This is a genomic window from Rhodoferax sp. BLA1, assembly GCF_013416775.1.
Classification (GTDB): domain Bacteria; phylum Pseudomonadota; class Gammaproteobacteria; order Burkholderiales; family Burkholderiaceae_C; genus Rhodoferax.
In genome coordinates, this window is the sequence record NZ_SZVI01000003.1 from 205,579 (window position 1) to 223,953 (window position 18,375).

18 protein-coding genes are annotated in these 18,375 nt (G+C 61.1%); 2 read left to right on the top strand and 16 right to left on the bottom strand.

Translation table 11 applies throughout. The features are described from left to right. Positions 1-54: 54 nt before the first annotated feature. The gene (locus tag FDG13_RS04540) at positions 55-834 is read left to right on the top strand and encodes a DeoR/GlpR family DNA-binding transcription regulator (RefSeq protein ID WP_180125615.1); all 780 of its coding nucleotides are present in this window, start codon (positions 55-57) and stop codon (positions 832-834) included. A gap of 265 nt (positions 835-1,099) precedes the next feature. Here the strand turns inward: FDG13_RS04540 and FDG13_RS04545 are convergent, their stop codons facing one another. From FDG13_RS04545 to FDG13_RS04580, 8 genes are all read right to left on the bottom strand, one after another. Continuing rightward, positions 1,100-1,759 (bottom strand): HAD family phosphatase, encoded by a 660-nt coding sequence (locus FDG13_RS04545; protein WP_180125616.1) that lies wholly within the window; start codon positions 1,757-1,759, stop codon positions 1,100-1,102. Positions 1,760-1,807: 48 nt separating this feature from the next. Beyond that, the gene (locus tag FDG13_RS04550) at positions 1,808-3,187 is read right to left on the bottom strand and encodes a patatin-like phospholipase family protein (RefSeq protein WP_180125617.1); all 1,380 of its coding nucleotides are present in this window, start codon (positions 3,185-3,187) and stop codon (positions 1,808-1,810) included. An 11-nt stretch (positions 3,188-3,198) separates the two neighbouring features. Further along, the gene (locus FDG13_RS04555; RefSeq protein WP_180125618.1) at positions 3,199-4,125 is read right to left on the bottom strand and encodes an MBL fold metallo-hydrolase; all 927 of its coding nucleotides are present in this window, start codon (positions 4,123-4,125) and stop codon (positions 3,199-3,201) included. A 70-nt stretch (positions 4,126-4,195) separates the two neighbouring features. Further along, positions 4,196-4,813 carry a TIGR02281 family clan AA aspartic protease gene (locus tag FDG13_RS04560; protein WP_180125619.1) on the bottom strand — a complete coding sequence of 206 codons (618 nt, stop codon included), beginning with the start codon at positions 4,811-4,813 and terminating at the stop codon, positions 4,196-4,198. A gap of 188 nt (positions 4,814-5,001) precedes the next feature. Next, complete coding sequence (locus FDG13_RS04565; RefSeq protein ID WP_180125620.1) at positions 5,002-5,445, bottom strand: universal stress protein; 444 nt, start codon at positions 5,443-5,445, stop codon at positions 5,002-5,004. A gap of 25 nt (positions 5,446-5,470) precedes the next feature. Then, the gene (locus FDG13_RS04570) at positions 5,471-7,027 is read right to left on the bottom strand and encodes a DHA2 family efflux MFS transporter permease subunit (RefSeq protein ID WP_370528162.1); all 1,557 of its coding nucleotides are present in this window, start codon (positions 7,025-7,027) and stop codon (positions 5,471-5,473) included. Positions 7,028-7,038: 11 nt separating this feature from the next. Next, positions 7,039-8,166 carry an HlyD family secretion protein gene (locus tag FDG13_RS04575; RefSeq protein WP_180125621.1) on the bottom strand — a complete coding sequence of 376 codons (1,128 nt, stop codon included), beginning with the start codon at positions 8,164-8,166 and terminating at the stop codon, positions 7,039-7,041. Positions 8,167-8,193: 27 nt separating this feature from the next. Continuing rightward, on the bottom strand, positions 8,194-9,642 hold the full coding sequence (locus tag FDG13_RS04580) for an efflux transporter outer membrane subunit (RefSeq protein ID WP_180125622.1): 1,449 nt from the start codon (positions 9,640-9,642) through the stop codon (positions 8,194-8,196). Positions 9,643-9,740: 98 nt separating this feature from the next. On the opposite strand from FDG13_RS04580, the gene FDG13_RS04585 reads away from it, so the two are divergent. Beyond that, on the top strand, positions 9,741-10,358 hold the full coding sequence (locus FDG13_RS04585; protein WP_180125623.1) for a TetR/AcrR family transcriptional regulator: 618 nt from the start codon (positions 9,741-9,743) through the stop codon (positions 10,356-10,358). Between the two features lie 12 nt (positions 10,359-10,370). Here FDG13_RS04585 and FDG13_RS04590 read toward each other — a convergent pair whose 3' ends face one another. The 8 genes from FDG13_RS04590 to FDG13_RS04625 all read right to left on the bottom strand — a co-directional run bounded on the left by FDG13_RS04590 (position 10,371) and on the right by FDG13_RS04625 (position 18,086). Beyond that, positions 10,371-11,501 carry an acyl-CoA dehydrogenase family protein gene (locus tag FDG13_RS04590; protein WP_180125624.1) on the bottom strand — a complete coding sequence of 377 codons (1,131 nt, stop codon included), beginning with the start codon at positions 11,499-11,501 and terminating at the stop codon, positions 10,371-10,373. Positions 11,502-11,531: 30 nt separating this feature from the next. Then, entirely contained in the window at positions 11,532-12,215 is a 684-nt protein-coding gene (locus FDG13_RS04595; protein WP_180125625.1) for an SDR family oxidoreductase, read from the bottom strand. 40 nt (positions 12,216-12,255) lie between these two features. Beyond that, entirely contained in the window at positions 12,256-13,437 is a 1,182-nt protein-coding gene (locus FDG13_RS04600; RefSeq protein ID WP_180125626.1) for an acetyl-CoA C-acyltransferase, read from the bottom strand. Between the two features lie 74 nt (positions 13,438-13,511). Next, entirely contained in the window at positions 13,512-15,362 is a 1,851-nt protein-coding gene (gene aceK, locus FDG13_RS04605) for a bifunctional isocitrate dehydrogenase kinase/phosphatase (RefSeq protein WP_180125627.1), read from the bottom strand. 205 nt (positions 15,363-15,567) lie between these two features. Continuing rightward, positions 15,568-16,113, bottom strand: coding sequence for a phage virion morphogenesis protein (locus FDG13_RS04610; protein ID WP_180125628.1), 546 nt, complete (start codon positions 16,111-16,113; stop codon positions 15,568-15,570). A 119-nt stretch (positions 16,114-16,232) separates the two neighbouring features. Beyond that, complete coding sequence (locus FDG13_RS04615) at positions 16,233-17,435, bottom strand: phage minor head protein (protein ID WP_180125629.1); 1,203 nt, start codon at positions 17,433-17,435, stop codon at positions 16,233-16,235. Next, entirely contained in the window at positions 17,432-17,629 is a 198-nt protein-coding gene (locus tag FDG13_RS04620) for a hypothetical protein (protein ID WP_180125630.1), read from the bottom strand. Before FDG13_RS04620 ends, FDG13_RS04615 begins: the two co-directional genes overlap by 4 nt. A 124-nt stretch (positions 17,630-17,753) precedes the next feature. After that, positions 17,754-18,086: a hypothetical protein gene (locus FDG13_RS04625; RefSeq protein ID WP_180125631.1), complete on the bottom strand. Its 333-nt coding sequence runs from the start codon at positions 18,084-18,086 to the stop codon at positions 17,754-17,756. Positions 18,087-18,375: the final 289 nt, after the last annotated feature.

Sequence of the window (18,375 nt, forward strand, 5' to 3'; positions counted from 1 at the left end):
GCACGCCTGCTCTGTGCGTCGGCCTCTGTTTTTTTCAGATGAAGGATGTCTGCCATGTTTGAGAAAAGGCGACAACGCATTGACAAGATATTGGCCTTGCTGGAAGTCAATCAGTCACTCCACATCCGCGATGTCGCTCAATTGCTTGACGTTTCTGAGATGACACTTCGGCGCGACATCGCGCATGGAGACAACCGCCTCCTTTATCTCGGTGGTTATCTGGTCAAGCCAGGAACGAACAAGGCCACCCAATACAGTCTGGACAGCGAAAAGGGCGTCGGGCTCAAGAACAAGCGTTGGGTCGGTCGCCTTGCCGCCGAACAGATCCAGAATGGGGACTGCATCTTCATCGACTGCGGTACCACAACACCCCACATCGTCGCGGCCATGCCCAAAGACATCGAGTGCACGGTGATTTGTTATGCCAAGAACATTGCCTACCCACTCTCCAGCTTTCCCAACGTGACCTTGGTGCTGCTGGGCGGTGTCTACTACCCGTCATCAGCCACCTTTTACTGCGAGGAAAGTGTGGGTTACCTGAACAAATTCGGCATCAACAAAGCCTTTCTGTCCGCAGGCGGGGTCAGCATCGAGCGAGGGCTCAGCTGCTCCCACCTGCACGAGGTCAAGGTCAAACAAGCCATCTTGGGTATTGCGATCAAAAAAATCCTGGTGGTTGACTCGGGAAAATTCGGCCAATTCCGCTCTGCGTTTTTTGCCGACTTTGCACAGATCGACAGCATCATCACCGACGCCGGACTCGACGCGGAGACTGCGGCAAAGATCACCAGTCACCACACCGAACTGCTGATCGCACAAGCCCAACACAGTTGACATCACCCCTCTTGCCCTGACACCCAAGCAAAGAGTCGGTCCAGTGGTCTTGGTCCCAGGCTGCTCCGCGTAGACCAGGCATGGAGCGGTGCTCAGCCATCCGAGCGCCTAACACAAGTTTTTTCCCGAGCAACTCACAGTTTGTGTGGATAACTTTGTGCACCAGTAACAGAACAACCCGGCAAAGCCTTGTCTGGTGCGGCCTGCAACGCGATGCCAAAAAAATAAGCAGCAGGGACAAGTGCCAAAAATTAATAAAAAAATATCAGCTTGTCCCCAGCAAAACAGCCAGCTCAGTCATGTTAGGAAACAGCCGGTGTGCACCGGCCGCCAGCAAAGCAGGCCCCGCTTCCGGTAGTGGGCAGTAGGCCCAGACGGTGGCGCCCGCTGCCACGCCGGCGGTGATACCGACCGTGGTGTCTTCGATCACCAGGCAATGCTCGGCAGGCACATCAAGGTGCCGGGCCGCCGCCAGATACACGTCCGGTGCAGGTTTGGAGCGTGGCATCTCATGCCCGCTGAAAATACGCCCGGCGAAAAAGTCCAACAAGCCGACCTGGCCCAACATCATCTCGACCTTGAAGCGATCCGCCCCGGAAGCACAGGCGATCTGGCCGCCAAAGCGCGTGTGGGCGGCCTGCACTGCGACATCGGCACCCTGGATGATGGTCAGCCGCGCGCTGAGCGCCTCGTTGCGGCGCTGGTAAAAACGCTGCATCCAGTCTTCGGTGAGCGGCTGGCCGGTGCGACGTTCGATCTCGGCGCGCTCCTCCCGCACCGCCTTACCAATGAAGTGGCGCATACATTCGGCCAGCGTCATTGACCAGCCACTCTCATCGAGCAAGTCACGCAGCACACCGCAGGTGATGGCCTCGCTGTCCACCAACACACCGTCACAGTCAAACAGAACCGCCTTAAAACTCATAGCTACAAACCCTTTAAATACATGGGCTACAGCCCAAATTCTTACAAATCACGGGACAACCGATGTCGCCCCCAGATCCTTCAACAAGGACTGAAATTCCTTGGAACTGCGCAGCACCCGCCCGCCCGCAGCCACCAGCCGCGTGACATCGTCGTTGGGCAGTGAAAACGCGGTGGGAATCTGCAGCAACACCCGGCGCTCGGCCATCTCGGGCGCGTCGCTGAGGTTGACGTTGATGACATAAATCTTGGCATCTGGCGCAAACGGGTCATCGGCACTGCGCTTGCGCAACTCCTGGCGCCAGGCTTGGACGGTGTCGCGCAGCAGCTCCAGCGTCTCCTGGGTGGCGCGCCCGCCGGTGCCAAACAGCAGCGCGTCCATCACCTGCAAGGTGGTGGGCACCTCGTCGTGCGAGTCGATGTTTTCCGAGGCAGCCCGCTCGGCATTCACCGCGATGATCACCAGCTTCTCGATCGGTGTATCCGTCATCGGGCCGACCGCGCTGCGCAGGCCACCGTCAGCTTGCGAGCGGTCCAACAAGCTGCGCAGGCCCAGGTTGTCGACCAGGCCACCATCCACCAGATGGATGTAGGGACGGGTGGAGGCGTCCAGGTAGGAGCGCTGGCTGTCACGCAACAGGCGCACGCGGTAGGCGTCGGCCTCGGAACTGGCCAGCGTCACCGGTTGGTCGCAGGTGTCGCTGTAGTTTTTGAGTGTCATCGGGCTCAACGCAATCGGCACTGCGCTGGAGGCCGCCACCGCAAACGACAGTGGCACGCTGTTCAAATCGGAGCAGATCAGCGAAAACTGTCGCCAGCTGAACTCGAACCCCGAGCCCAGCGACAAGTCGGTGGCAGAGACCAGCAGCCCGGGATGGCCCGGGCGTTCGGTCAGGTCACCAAAGGTTTTGCCTTTGAACAGCTCGTCCAGGCGCCGCTCCAGCAGGTTGGAGCGGCCAAACCAGGGCGAGGTCAGGTCATACAAGTTGCGCACTTTGAGGGCGTAACTGACCAGGTTGTCCTGGAAGTTCTTGCGCAGGAACTGGTTCTCAAAAGCCGGAAAAGTCTCATTACCAAAGGCCGCGTAATACGCCGCCACGATGCTGCCGCCCGACACCCCACTGATCAGGTCCAGCTCGTCAATCAGGTTGATGCTGTTGCCCTGCCACGGCACCTGGGTCTGGCGCAAGGCATCGAGCACGCCATAACCAAAAGCAGCGGCACGTGCGCCACCGCCCGAAAGGCTCACCAGCATCAGCATCTTGCGGTCTTGCGTGGGGGCCGCGTCGCGCAGCGCCGCCTCGCGGTCACCATAGGGTTTCATCGGCTGGTTCTGCCAGGGGCGCAGGCTGGAGCAGCCGCTCAGCAGCAGCAACACCATCAGCGCCAACATCCAGCGCCGCAAGGGTTTGAAGATCACATCGGTCATCTGTGTCTGGGTCAGGTATTGAACAAATGGGAGCCTTGTTGCCTGGCCGCGCCGGACGCCACCAGCTCGGCCACCAGCAACGCCAGCGCCTGCGCCAAGGGCAACTCGGCAAATTGCTGGTGCACCAATCGGGCCAGGTACGGCGTGGCTTGCGCCCAGGCCAGCAGCTCGGATTGTTCCAAACATTGGGCTTCCAGCAGTTTGAACTTGAGCAAGACCTTGGTGGCATAACGCAGATGTTGCTGCGGGTCGGCCACAAAACGCGCCAGCCGCTGGCGCGCCACACCCAGCGCCTGCGCCACATCAGTGAACGGCGCGCCGTGGCCGGGCACCACCCAGCGCGGCGCCAGCGCCTCAATCAGATCCAGCGTTGCGGCCACCTCGTCAAAGGCGCCGTCGCCATCCAGCTCCGGGAACACCACGCCAAAACCACGCTGCCACAGCGCGTCGGCCGACACCAGGGTGCGGCTCACCGGCTCAAACAAAATCACCGAGTGGGTGTCGTGCCCCGGCGCGGCATGCACCTGCCACACCGTGTCACCCAGGGACAACTCGGAGCCCGGCACCAGCACCGCGTCAAATCCAAAACGCGGGCAGCTCTGCCCGGTGGGGATGTAGCTCAGCGCCTGTGGGTTCCAGTCGCGCACATACGCGGCCAGCCCGGGCGGAATCAGGGTGCGCAGTTGCGGGTAGGCCGCTTGTAATGCCGCATTGCCGCCGCAGTGGTCACTGTGCAAATGGGTGTTGATCAGCACGTCCAGCGCCCGGCCCTGCAGGCTGGCAGCCAACAGCGCCAAGGTTTGCGGCGCGTGGCTGCAGTAGCCACTGTCGATCAACGCGATGCCTGCCGCGCCCTGGATCACGATGTTGTTGGACGACAACCAGCCGCGCTCCAGCACGGTCAGCCCCGGGGGCAAGCCAGCGGTTGCGTCACTCATAGACAAAAATGGCCTCCAGCCCTTATAAAACAAGCGCAGATAGCTATCATTTGTTTAAAAACTGCAGAACCTAGCGGGCCCGCAGCACCATTTGCTTCTGGCCCAGGCTGATATCGAATTTGGACAGGAAGGACTGCCCCAGCAGCGCCTGCTTGTCGTCCCCCAAGCTCAATCCCACGCCCACCTTGACGTTGCTCACCCGCAGCGGGCCCAGCACCACCGTCACGCCGTCCACCACCCGGCCCGGGCGCTCGCCATTGGCGGTGTGGAAGGTGGTGGGTACACCGCCGTTCACACCTGCGGCCTGGGCCAGCGGCTCACTGACACTCACCAGCGATGCGCCGGTGTCCACCAGAAACATCACCTCGCGCCCGTTGATGCTGCCAGGGCTGTAAAAGTGGCCGTCCTGCGCGCGCGGGATGACCAGGTCACCATTGGCCAGCACCTGCGACTGTTTGGGTTTGAGGTAAACCGTCATCAAGCCATACACCAGGCCCATGACAGCAAACCAGAACAGCAGCATCGGGATCAGTCCGGTTTGGCGCGGGGAGGATGGCTCTGACGTCGCTTGAGAGCGCAGGTTGTTGTTGGAGAACGATCTGAACTTGTGGCGGGTGTCATTGAGCTGACGTTGTTTGTCGCGCTCGCGCTGCGCGTCCCGAAACCAGTCGCGGTCTTCGACACCCATGCTCAGGCAGCGCCCCGGCCAGGTACCCACCCTGCGGGGGCCGTTGGTGCACACATTTCAGAGAAAAAAAACTGCGTCATCACCCGCCTTGTCATGTGGTTGGGAGCTGAGCATTCTAGAAGTGCCACGGTGACTGCACCCTGGCCCGGCGAAAGTCAGGGGCTTTGACCCAAGCGGCCAGGCCGATCTCAGCGGTACACCAGCACCGGGATGTTGGAGTGGGTCAGCACCATCTGGGTTTCGCTGCCCAGCAACAGGGCGCTGACACCACGGCGCCCATGGGACGCCATGAAAATCAGGTCACAGTCCTGGGTCTGCGCCGTCTGGATGATCAGTTTGTAGGGCTGGTCACCGACCCGCACCAGGGTGTCAAGCGGCACACCGGCTTGTTGGCCGATGACCTGGGCGGTACCCAGAATCTCTTGCGCCAGCCCGTCCAGGCGCTGCTGCAGATCTTGCGTCAGGTGGGCGCTGCTGAGCCCTCCCACACCGTCGTAGGCCACTGGCGGTGTGGGCTCGACATACAACACGGTGATGCGTGCGCCAGCGTCTTTGGCAAACGACACCGCGCGCGTCAGCGCGGCCACAGACAACAGGGAGCCGTCGGTCGGAACCAGAAGATGTTTGAACATGGTGTGCCTTCTTGGGGTTGGTTGATCAATGGCCGCCCGCGCCAGGCTCCACCACCCGACTCGGTTTGGGTGCCAGCCAGATGAGGGTGGCCGCAGCGATGAAGATCAGCCCGATCACTGTCATGATCTGGTTGGTCGACAACATGATGCTTTGCGAGGTGACCAGGTAGTCCAGCGTCTGGTAAACCGCATCGGGCGTCATACCGGACTGGCCCAGCAGGCCACGCACACTCAAGTCGCGGTCCACCAGCCCCACCAGCTCGGCGTGGTCCCGCGTGGCCTGGTCGCTCCAGACGGTGGTGACCACCGAGGTGGCAAACGCACCCGAGAGCGTCCGCAGAAAATTCATCAGCCCGGCCGCCGAATCCATTTCAGACTCGTCCACACTGGCCAAGGCCAGCCCGGTGGACGGGATGAAAAAGAAGGGCAAACCCAGCCCCATGGCCATCAAAGGCAGGGCAATGTCCCAGAAACCCATGTCGGTGTTGGCCACAGTGCGCCACAAGGTGCTCAAACCCATCCAGACCACACCTACAAACACCAGCTTGCGCGGGTCGCTTTTGCTGTTGGCCACCCAGGGCGCCACAAACAAGGCGGTCACACCAGTCCAGGCCGTGACCAAGCCGGCATCGGTGGCGGTGTAGCCCATGAAGCTCTGCAGCCACAGCGGTGTCAGCACATTGACACCAAAAAAGGCGGCAAACGCGAAGCTGATCGTCAACACGCTGACGCTGAAGCCGCGATGCCGGAACACACGCAGGTCAACAATCGGGTGGCGCTCATGTAACTCCCAGATCAGAAACGCGGCAAACGCGATAGCGGCCACCACCGACAGCACCGTGATCTGTGTCGAGGCGAACCAGTCCAGGTTCTTGCCCTCATCCAGCACCAGTTGCAGCGCGGCGACCCAGATGATCAGCAGGCCCATACCCACCATGTCAATCGGGCTGCGCCGGGCGTCTTCCTGGTACCGCTTGAGCAGCTTCCAGGCGTACAAGCCAAAACCAATGGCAATCGGGGAGTTGATCAAAAACACCCAGGACCAGCTGTACTCGTCACACAACCAGCCACCCAGAATGGGGCCCACCACGGGCGCCACCAACGTGGTCATCGACCACAGGCCAATCGCGGCCGCCACCTTGTCCTTGGGAAAGATGCGCATCAGCAAGGTTTGCGACAACGGCATCAGCGGCCCGCCACACAAGCCCTGAAACACCCGCGCCACCACCAGCACACCCAGCGAGCTGGACAAACCACAGACGATGGAAAACACACCAAACAGGATCATCGAGGTGGCAAACACCCGCACCGACCCAAAACGCGCCGCCAGCCAGCCGGTCAGCGGCACGGTGATCGCCTCCCCCACCGCGTAAGAGGTGATCACCCAGGTGCCTTGGCTGGTGGCAGCGCCCAGCGCCCCGGCAATATTGGGCACCGCTACGTTGGCAATCGTCATGTTGAGCACGGCGATGAAGTTGGCCGACGCCAGCATCAGCGCCGCCACCCAAAGCATGCCACCGGTCAACGGGGCATCGGGGCCGTCGCGCCCCCCGGCCGGCGCAGCAGTTACAGCTTGACTCATGGTGACCTGGCTCAGTCGGTCAGGCCGCTGGTGTCGATTTCAGCGTGCATCGACAAACCCACCTTGAGTGGCTTGGCCAACAGCTCGGCCGGGTCCAGCTTGACACGCACCGGCAGGCGTTGCACCACCTTGATCCAGTTGCCAGTGGCGTTCTGGGCCGGAATGGCAGAAAACGCCGAGCCCGAACCACCTGCAAAACCTTCCACCACACCGGTGTAGCTCACGTCCTTGCCATACAGGTCGGCGTGCAAGGTGACGGGCTGCCCAATGCGCACTTTGCTGAGTTGCACTTCCTTGAAGTTGGCATCCACATACATCTCGCTCACCGGTACCACCGCCATCAGCGGCATACCGGCCTGCACCCGCTGGCCCAGTTGCACCTGGCGCTTGGCCACCACGCCGTCCAACGGCGCCCGGATCACGGTGCGCTCCAGATCGACCTTGGCTTGGTCCAGCCGGGCCCGGGCCGCCTGAACCTCGGGGTTGGTGTCGACGGTGGTGTCGTTGATCAGCGCGCCATTGGCTTCTTTGGCGGCCATCGCCGAGCGCAGGTTGGCGGCGGACTGTGCCACCGCCGACTTGGCTGCCGCCAGGTTGGCTTCGGCGCCAGCAAAAGCATTTTGTGCGCGGGTGAGTTCATCCCCCGACACCGAGCCGGAGGCCAGCAGCGCGTCACGGCGCGTCAGGTCGAGCTTGGCGCGCTCGAAATCGGCCTGGGCGGAGGCCAGTTGCGCACTCGCACGTTTTTCGTCGGCTTCGCGTGCGGTGATCTGGGCCGCCAGGTTGCTGTCATTGGCCACATAACTTCTGACGCGGCGCATGGCCCGGTCCAGCTCGGCGGCGGCTTGTGCAGCGGCCAGTCTGGCGTCGGTGGGGTCAATCACCACCAGGACATCGCCTTTTTTGACGGCCTGGGTGTCCTTGACCTTGACATCTGCCACGATGCCGCCGTAGGACGGCGTGATCTGCGCCACTTCGACAGCGGTGTAGGCGTTGTCGGTAGAGACATAGTGCGAGGCGTACAGCGTCCAATAAGCGGCCACAGCCACACCTACTAGGCCAATACCACCGGCCAGCGCCAGCAGGCGTTGGTTGCGACGTTTTTTGAGGGCCAGATCGGCCATGTTGTTGTCAGTCATGAGAAATCCTTGAAACTTGGGTGTGGGTCACAGTTGGTAGCCGCCGCCCAGGGCGCGCTGCAGGTCGATGTCGAGCGAGAGTGACGCCGAGCGCAGATTGGTCTGCGCACTCAGGCTGTTGAGCAGCCCGTCTTCGGCGCTCAGCACCTCGAGGTAATTGGCCAGGCCGCCGTCATAACGGTTGCGTGCCACGCGGTGTGACTCGCTCGCAGCCTCCACCGCTTCTTGCGCCTTTTGCAGACGCTGCCCCAGGGCTTTCTGGCTGACCGCGTTGTTGGCCACCTCTTGCAGGGCACGGGTCACAGTCGCGTTGTAGTTGGCCACTGTCTCGGCATAGCGGGCCTGGCTGCCGCGCAACTCACCCTGCAGGCGGCCAGCGGTGAACAGCGGCAGAGAAATCGCCGGACCCAAGCTGCCGATGCTGGAGCCACTCTTGTCCAGGTTGTCCAGCCCCAACGATTGCACGCCCACAAACGCCGACAGGTTGACGTTGGGATAGAACTCCGCCTTCTTCTGCGCGATCCGGCTGGCCTGGGCCTGCGCTTGCAGGCGGGCTGCCACCACATCGGGGCGACGGCCCAGCAAGTTGACCGCCAGCTCAGGGGGCAGGCCAAAACTGTGGTTCAGCTTGAGGGTGGGCGCGGTGATGGTCAAGCCCCGGTCTGGGCCTGCACCCAGCAGTGCGGCCAGGTGATTGCGCTGCAGTGCAATCTGCTCGTCCAGCGCCAGCAAAGCACCTTCAGCCACCGCCCGGCGGGCATCGGCCTCGCGCAGGCTGCCACGTGTTTCCAGACCATTGGCATAACGCCTTACAAACAATTCGGCCGTTTTTTGCCGGATGTCCACCGACTGCGCGGCGGTGTCGCGGTTGGCGTACAAGCGGCTCAGTTCGGCGTAGCTGGCCGCCACACCCGAGGCCAGCATCAACCGGGCCTGCGCCAGCTCGGCACGGCTGGCCTCCAGCTCCGAGGTGGCCGCGGCCAGGGCTGCACGGTTTTTGCCCCAGAAATCCAGTTCCCAACGGAAGTCCAGGCTGACACGGCCATAGTCGTTCCAGCCATGTGGCATCGTGGCTCTGGGCAAGAGGTTGTTGTAACTGAGCCGTTCTTCGCTGAGTGCGGCATTGGCGCTGAGCTGCGGCTTCAGGGCTGAGCCGGACACCTGCGTCATCGCCTGAGCACGCTGCAGGCGGGCTGTGGCCGCCGCCAAGTCGGGCGAGCCAAGCAGTGCCTCGTCGATCAAGGTGTTGAGCTGGGCATCACCATAAGCCGTCCACCATTGGTCCAGCGGCCAATCTGCTGCGGCCGCTTGTAACGACGTGCCGGATTGAAATGCCTCGGCGGATTTGGGTTGAGGTGCCTGCGCCAAGTCTGGCAACTGGGCACAGGCCTGCAAAAACAGCGCAGCGGCCAGCGCAGTGAGTGAACCAGCCCGCCGACGCGCCAGCTGCGCGGGCAAAAAATGACATCTGAGCATCCAACCTCCATACAAAACTAAACCGTTTGGTTTAAATATGATTCTAGAACCGGCTCAGCTAAACTAAACCAACTGGTTTAGAAAAAATGGGGGTTGACATGCGGGCAAAAACCGAGACAAGACGGCAAGCCATCCTGGCAGCGGCTGAGCAGGTGTTTCAGGAAACGGGGTTTGCGGGGGCCTCGATGGCGCAGATCTGCCAACGGGTGGGTTACTCCAAAGCCACGCTCTACAGCTACTTCAGCTCCAAGGAAGAGCTGTTTTTTGAGGTGATTTCGAAGGCGACCGAGGCCGAGTTCCAGGCCACACACGATGCACTCGATGCCAGTCAACCAGACATGGCCCAGGCGCTGGAGACCTTTGGGCGCCGGTTTCTGAGCTTTCTTTATGCGCCCCAACTACAAACGGTGCGGCGTCTGGTGGTGTCAGAAGCCGGTCGCTCGGGCTTGGGGCAAAAGTGTTTTGAACTCGGCCCCCAACGCAGCGAGGCAGAGGTTGTTGCCTTCCTGCAACATGGCATGGCCACGGGCAAACTGCGCCAGGCCAACACACGCATCGCCGCCCGGCAGTTCAAGAGCCTGCTGGAAGCCGAATGGATTGACCGTTTTATGTTTCAGATGCCGATGGATGCGAGTGAGGAAGCCATTGCTGAATCTGTTCACCAAGCCATCACCGTTTTTATGCGCGCCTACGGGCCCGAGACCACAACCAGTTAAGGGCAACCGAGCTCAGGCCAGCGCACGCTGGATGATGATTTTTTGCACGTCACTCGTGCCCTCATAAATCTGGCAGACGCGCACATCGCGGTAAATGCGCTCCACGGGGAAGTCGCTCACATACCCATAACCCCCCAGCGTCTGGATGGCGGCGCTGCACACCTTCTCAGCCATTTCACTGGCAAACAGCTTGGCCATCGCGGCCTCTTTGAGGCACGGACGACCGGCATCACGCAGACTGGCCGCATGCCAGATCAGTTGTCGGGCCGCTTCTAATTGTGTAGCGCACTCAGCAAGCCGAAAGCCGACTGCCTGGTGGTTAAAGATAGGGGTGCCAAAGCTGCTGCGCTCCTTGGCGTAGCTGATGGCGACTTCGAGCGCACTTCTTGCCATGCCGACACTCTGTGCGGCAATGCCGATGCGGCCACCCTCCAGACCACCCAGCGCAATGCCGTAACCCTCACCCTCCTGGCCAATCAGGTTCTCTGCAGGCACACGGCAGTTGTCGAAATTGATCTGCGCCGTGTCGCTGCTGTGCTGGCCCAGTTTGTCCTCTACCCTTGCCACCACATAACCCGGGGTGTTGGTAGGCACCAGGAACGCACTCATGCCCTTCTTGCCCGCGCCTTTGTCGGTCACCGCAATCACAATGGCCAGATCACCGTTTTTGCCACTGGTGATGAACTGTTTGACACCATTGATCACGTAACTGCCACCCTCCTTGACCGCCGTGGTGCGCAAGCCCGAGGCATCCGACCCGACATGTGGCTCGGTCAGGCAGAAGGCGCCCAGCATCTGCCCCTGCGCCAGCGGCTCCAGCCATTGTTTCTTCTGGGCAGTATTGCCGTATTTCAACAGGATGGCATTGACCGGGCAGTTGGTGACGCTGATCACGGTGCTGGTGCCGCCATCACCCGCAGCAATTTCTTCGAGCACCAGCGCCAGCGTCAGGTAGTCCATCCCGGCGCCACCCAACTCCTCGGGCACACAAATGCCATAACAACCCAGCGCGGCCAGCCCTTGGTGCGCGACTTTGGGAAAGGTGTGTTCCTTGTCCCAGCGGGCGGCGTGGGGCCAGAGTTCGGCCTGGGCAAAAGCGCGCACCGCGTCGCGCACCATTTCCTGGTCTTGGGTCAGCAGCATGGGGTCTCCGTTGCTCGTGTTGTGGGTGGTTTACCAACCCGCGAAGGGGCAGCCGTCCCATTGCAAGTAGGGAACGTCATCACAGCCGTGAATCGTCTTTCGGCTTTTGTGCGCGGCCAGTGTCTGGCGCAAGGCAGACACACTGTCTTGCACCGTCAGCGGCGCGGCAGATGTGCCCATGTCGGTCTGCACCCAGCCGGGGTGTACCAGCAGAAACTGGGCGCGCGGGTAGTCCGGCTGGGCGGCCACCACGGCCATGTTGAGCGCGGCTTTGCTCACCTTGTAGAGCCAGCCCCGGCTGCTGCGGCTGTCGCCGATGTGGCCCATGTCACTGGACAAAAAGGCAAACTGTCCACCCGCCTCCTCGACCCAGGGCGCGACCTGGGGCAAAGCCTGCATGACACCCAACACGTTGGTGTGCATCATTGCATCAAAGTCCTGCTGCGTCGGCGGCGAGGTGGCGCCACCGGTCGAGAACACCCCGGCCACGTACAGCGCCAGGTCCAGCTTCTCACCATCGAGCAGCCAGCTCAGGCCGCTGACACTGGCCGGGTCGGCCACATCAAGCTTGAGGGCCTGTGCCCCCATATCCCTGAGCCGCGCCAGCCCGGCCTCGTCGCGCGCGGTGGCAATCACACGGTCGCCCGCGTCGAGGTACTGGCCCACCAGCTCCAGGCCAATACCGCGCGAGGCGCCTATCACCAAAACATTCATGCCTCAAGCCCTTATTCTGATTGGGTCAGTAACTATCAATTTATAACAATTCAAGCGCCACGGCAGTCGCCTCGCCGCCACCAATACACAGGGTGGCCACGCCTTTTTTCAGGCCACGCGCCTGCAAGGCGTACAACAAGGTGACCATGATGCGCGCGCCGCTGGCGCCAATCGGGTGGCCCAGCGCGCAGGCGCCACCGTTGACATTGACCACCTCGTGGCCCAGGTTCAGCTCCTGCATCAGCGCCATGGCGACCACCGCGAAGGCTTCGTTGACCTCCCACAGGTCGACGTCGGCCACGCTCCAACCCGCCCGCGCCAGCACCTTGCGCACCGAGCCGACCGGCGCAGTGGCAAATTTGGCTGGCTCCTGCGCATGCACCGCGTGCGCCACCAGGCGCGCCAGCGGCTGGCAGCCGAACTTGGTAGCGGTGCTTTCGCGCATCAGCACCAGTGCGGCCGCGCCGTCGTTGATGCTGGAGCTGCTGGCGGCGGTGATGCTGCCGTCTTTTTTGAAGGCGGGTTTGAGCGTGGGGATCTTGTCGAGTTTGATGCGGCCCGGGCCTTCGTCGATGCTGACCAGGGTGTCTCCGTGGCGGCCTTTGACCAACACCGGGGTGATCTCTGCGGCAAAAGCGCCCGATTGGATGGCGTGTTGTGCGCGGCTGACGCTGGTGATCGCATACGCGTCCTGCTGCGCGCGGGTAAAGCCGTATTGGGCGGCGCAGTCTTCCCCAAACGTGCCCATGGAGCGGCCGACCTCGTAAGCGTCTTCCAGGCCATCGAGCATCATGTGGTCAAAAATCCGGTCGTGGCCGATGCGGTAACCGGCGCGGCCTTTTTGCAGCAGATAGGGGGCATTGGTCATGCTCTCCATGCCACCGGTGACCAGCACATCGGCGCTGCCCGCCAGCAGCATGTCGTGGCCAAACATGCTGCTGCGCATGCCCGAGCCACAGATTTTGGACAGGGTCACCGCGCCCGCGCTGATCGGCAGATCGGCTTTGAGTGCGGCCTGGCGCGCCGGTGCCTGGCCCTGGCCAGCGGGCAACACATTGCCAAACAGCACCTCATCCACCAGCGCTGGTGCAATCGCGGCGCGCTCAACCGCCGCGCGGATGGCTGCAGCGCCCAGGTCATGCGCGGCCAGCGTGGCAAAGTCCCCCTGAAAACTGCCCATCGGCGTGCGCGCAGCAGCCACAATCACAATCGCATCCGTCATAGGGTCTCCTTGGTATAAAAAGTGCCTCTAGCCCTTATTCAATAAGGATGAACAGCTATTAAAAACAAAGTGGCTCACATCGACTCCGGCAACTCCGACTGGCGCGGGCTGACCACAAAGCGTTTGCTCTGGTCATACGGGAACACGTCAAACATATGGCCTTGCTGGATGCGGTCCTTGTTTTTCTGCCAGAACGCCGGGTCCAGCAGGTTGGCATGGTGTTTCATGAACACCTCGCGCACCGCCGGGTTGCCCAGCAGGAACGGGCCAAAGGTCTCGGGAAACACATCGTGCGGGCCAACCGTGTACCAGACCTCACCCGACATCTCGTCTTCCTCACACCTCGGTTTGGGCACCTTGCGGAAGACGCAGTCGGTGATGTATTCGATCTCGTCGTAGTCGTAAAACACCACCTTGCCGTGGCGCGTGATGCCAAAGTTTTTCCACAACATGTCGCCCGGAAAGATGTTGGCGGCGATCAGGTCCTTGAGCGCGTTGCCGTATTCGATGACGCCGTGCTCCAGCTGGGCGCGGGCACTCAGGGCGGCGGGGCTGGTGTTGTTGGGGTCGGCACCACCGGCGTCAAAAGCGTCCTGCAAGTAGATGTTGAGCGGAATCATGCGCCGCTCGATGTAGACGTGTTTGAGGATGACTTCCAGCTGGCCATCCCCATCGCGGTCGCTGATCTCCAGCTGGCTGGGCGCCAGCTTCTCAATCTCGGCGATCAGCTCGTCGGTGAAACGGTTGCGCGGAAAAGCCACACCGCTGTACTCCAGCGTGTCGGCCATGCGCCCCACACGGTCGTGTTGTTTGACCAGCAGGTACTTGCCCTTGATCTGCTCGCGGCTGGTGTCCTTGGGCGGCGGGTAAAAGTCCTTGATGACCTTGAACACATAGGGAAAGCTGGGCAAGTCAAACACCAGCATGACCATGCCCTTGATGCCCGGTGCGATGCGGAACAAATCGGTGGAGTGGCGCAGGTGGTACAAGAAGTCGCGGTAAAACAGGGTCTTGCCCTGCTTGGCCAGGCCCAGCGCGTTGTACAACTCGTTGCGCGGTTTACGCGGCATCAGGCTGCGCAGAAACTGCACGTAGGCACTCGGGATGTCCATGTCGACCATGAAGTAGGCCCGGGCAAAACCAAACAACACGTGCATGTCGTCATCGCCATGCAGCACCGCATCGATGCGCAGCTGGGTCTCCGCCTGGTTGTACAAAATGGGCAGCGCAAACGGCTGCTCGGTAAACCCATTGATCAGCTTGCCAATGAGGTAGGCGCCTTTGTTGCGGTAGAACAGGCTGCTGAGCACCTGGATCTGCAAGTTGGCGTGCACCTTGACGCGATCCAACATCGGCCGGATCACGCCCATCACCAACGCGGCGTCGCGCGGCAGGTCTTCAAATTCGCGGCACAGGCCAAAGTCGAGCACCATCTGCTGCAACACCCCGGCCAGGTTGTCGAGCGTGGGGTAATACGCGCGGTAGGTGGGCTGTGCCTCGGGCGCATTGTTCTCGATGTACTCGGTGCTGACCACCGGGCGGAAAAAGATGAAGCTGTTCTGGAAATAACTGCGGTGCAGGATCTTGGTGGTGACCGAGTTGAAGAAGGTCTCGGCCAGCTCGGGCTGGAGGTGGTCTACCAGCAGGCCGATGTAATGCAGTTTGACCTGATGCCAGATGTCCATCGGCTGCTCACCAGCCTTGAACTCGCGCTCCAGCCGCATGAAACACTCGCGCACGCGCAGGTCGTAGAACTCGATGCGTTCACGCTGGGCGCGCTGCTGACCGGCCCAGTCGGCGGTCTCAAAACGTTGTTTGGCGCGGGCCGATTCGCTGCGAAACAGGTGGTAGTGGCGGTTGAAACCATCCATCATGGCCTTGGCAATCTCGTAGGCCACAGGGGAGTCCAGTCGGGTCGGAAACATGTCTGCTCTCTTCTGTATAGCTATCAGGGCTTGAGGGATAAGGGCTACAACGTGAGGGGAGTTGAGATATTCAAAGGCATAGAGGCGCGATAAATCCGAAATTTAGTGGGACATATCGGTTTATTGTGGGTCAGGATTTGAAAAACTCTTTCCTGTCGCGAAACAGCTATCAAACACAGCCTCTATGCCGATTTGGCGGCCGATGTTACACGGCGAGGTCGCCAAGCAGGTACTCATTGAGCTCGTCGATGATGTCGGCCTGGTCGGATGGGTACAAAGTGCCGTCCTTGTGAATCGGTAGGAATGGACGCTCCGGGATAGTCACCTTGCGGCCACGTCCAGCTTGGCCGCCAAACTGCTGGATGGCGGCATAAACCGGTGTGCTGGTCACTGTCAGCGTCATATCGCCGACCTGGATATAAAGCTGGCGCGACAAATCTCGGCTTTCACCGATCAGAGGCTTTTTGTTGGCCAGGGCCTGCTCACCGGCTGCATTCAGGCTGCCGTCCTTCTTTACCTTGCTCTTTTGCCCCGCCAGGTGGCCGCTGAAAAGTGCCAACGTGACAACACTGTTTGGCTTCCATGGGGTGCCGTCTGGGCCTTTGCTTGTCTCGAAGCGGCGTTTGGTCCGCTCGACAATGCCTTCACCGATCGCGGTCAGGCCTGCTCGGGGGTTATCGACCCGCTCCGCGAAAGCTGACAACTTGGCCTGCACCTCGGCGTCGTCAACTGTGATGGTGAAATCGGCCATGGTGTCACCTGTTCAAAAAGGACGATGGTTTCTATAATTGAGCCTGCGCTGCGCTGTATCGGCTCCCGCGTTGAATTCGCGGATCGTTTCGGACGTCTTGGTCGGGGGTGCAGAGCAACTCATTTTGGTGTCTTGATCACCATTGACAGCAAGGCCAGCGCCCGGTTTTTCTTGCCGGGCAGCACTTCAAACACAGCCCGGTAAGTCTCCCCACTGATCTTTTTGACCGCCACCACGGTGGCATTGCCGTTGCGGCTTTTGGCGCCTGCCTTGACCTGGTCAGCATCATTGAGCACAGACAGCACTTGTTCAAAGTCGGCGGGCATCGCGGCACGCTGACCTTTGCCGTCGTTGCCGTGGCTCACTTCAACGTGGCGCGGCGCATCACTTGGAATGGTGACAAAGTAGCCCTGCACTGGCGTTCCAGCAGCTGGTGAAACGGTGTCAACCGCGTCCACAAAACCCACAAACAAAGGCTCGGTCACACTCCGATCGGCCAGCACGCGGGCAGCAAACGATGCGGCCGCCTCGGTCGAGTTGACATAGCGGCCCACATCTGCCGCCAGCGCCTTGGAAATGGCTGGTGGGTAGGAGATCAGCTTGTCCTGGACCATCTGGCGCAGCGCCACATCGACGCTGGCACCTGGCGCGTAGCCGAAGCCTTTGCCAACGCCCACAGGGTCACCGGTTTGGGGGGCAATCGCATTCCAACCTGCAGGTAGCTCGCCCAGCCCAGCCCGGACGCTGGCTTCTCCCTCGCGCTTGGTCACACTGATGATGCGGCACTGGCAGCCAAAGCCATTTGGCGCCCAATGTGTCCGCCAGAACGGGTGCGTAGACAGCGCCGTGAACCCATGCCAGGCCAGATGCTGCTGACGAGGGTGTAAAACGCCATCGGCATGGATGTAGCGCCAATATGGGTGGAACCGCAGCACCTCAGGATCCGACATCTGGGCCCAGCGGCCAGCGCTGTAGCTGGTGGACATGTTGGTCTGGTAAATGATGCGCGTGCGCCAGGCCTCGCCCTCGGTCGAGCCCTCACCAGTCCAGCCGGTCCAGCCATGTTTTGCGACGATCGCCTTGAAATCCTTGCGGAATGCCTGCAGGCCTGCGCCGTCAACGGCGCGTTCCACCACCGCCTGGTGCAGATCCGCCAGCAAATCAGCCTTGGCAACCCCGGCCACGATGAAGGCGCGATCGTGCGCGCTGCGCATGATGTCGTCCCAGCGGTCGGTGGGCAGGCGCAGCTTGTTGCGCAGATAGTCAATCTGCGCCTGAAAAGGCGTGCCAAATCCAAATGCCTGATCAGCGACTGTGCTCATGACGTGGTTGACTTCCCGGCCACCGCTTTCTGGACCACATTTGAGGTGAGATACCCGGTCAGCAATGCAAAAACGATGTCACGCCAGATCATGACCGGAATGACAGAGAACACAAGCAACAGGGTCGCAATGACCAGGACGGTCATTGCCAGGATGAACTTGCGCGAGGCGAAAGGGGCCGTGTTTGTAATCATGAAATCCTCCCAAGCGCCCACATAATTTCTCTGATGTAAATGACGCCGTAGGCCATAGCAACGCAAACGACTATAAAAATTGCCGCCCTGATGAACTTGCGTGAGGCGAAAGGGTTTGTTGTGCTCATTTGGTGATGTCCTGAGTAAAAACATAGGGGTCCAGCTCCAGCGTGGAGACCACACCCGCTGAGTCGGTCATCTGGATGTCGAAGTAAACCGTCCCGACACGATTTGCCTGTTCAGCGGTGGGCGTGAAGTTCACCCGTCCGACTGCTGCATCAACAATTTGCCCCACCACCTGGTAAAGCCTTGTGGCGTCGCCCACTGGATTTCGCTTTTGATCCAGCGTCATGAGAAATGTGCACCCATCAATGTTGACCGGCTGGCCGGTTACCTTGTCAAACACCGTGCACTCGTCGGGTCGGGTATCACCCCTAAATCTGTGGATAGTGGTCATGGTGGTCCGATTGTTAAAAGCGAGAAGTCACCCTGCAGCCGATGCGGGGCCCCGAGGTCACCACCGACACCCGCTGACCACTGACTCGGGCACCCAGCCCGGGCCTTATGGAGACACCCAGTCGCATACCGGTGAAGTCTTGCCCCGCAGCATGCCCAAGGGTGACCCACGACGATGGAGCCGCTTTACCGGCGGCGGCGAGCAGAAGCTGCGTGGTCAGATGAGCAGCAGACAGCGTCTGGGCTGCTGACTCGCAGGCCAATAGTGACTGAGTTGATAGAGCAGATGC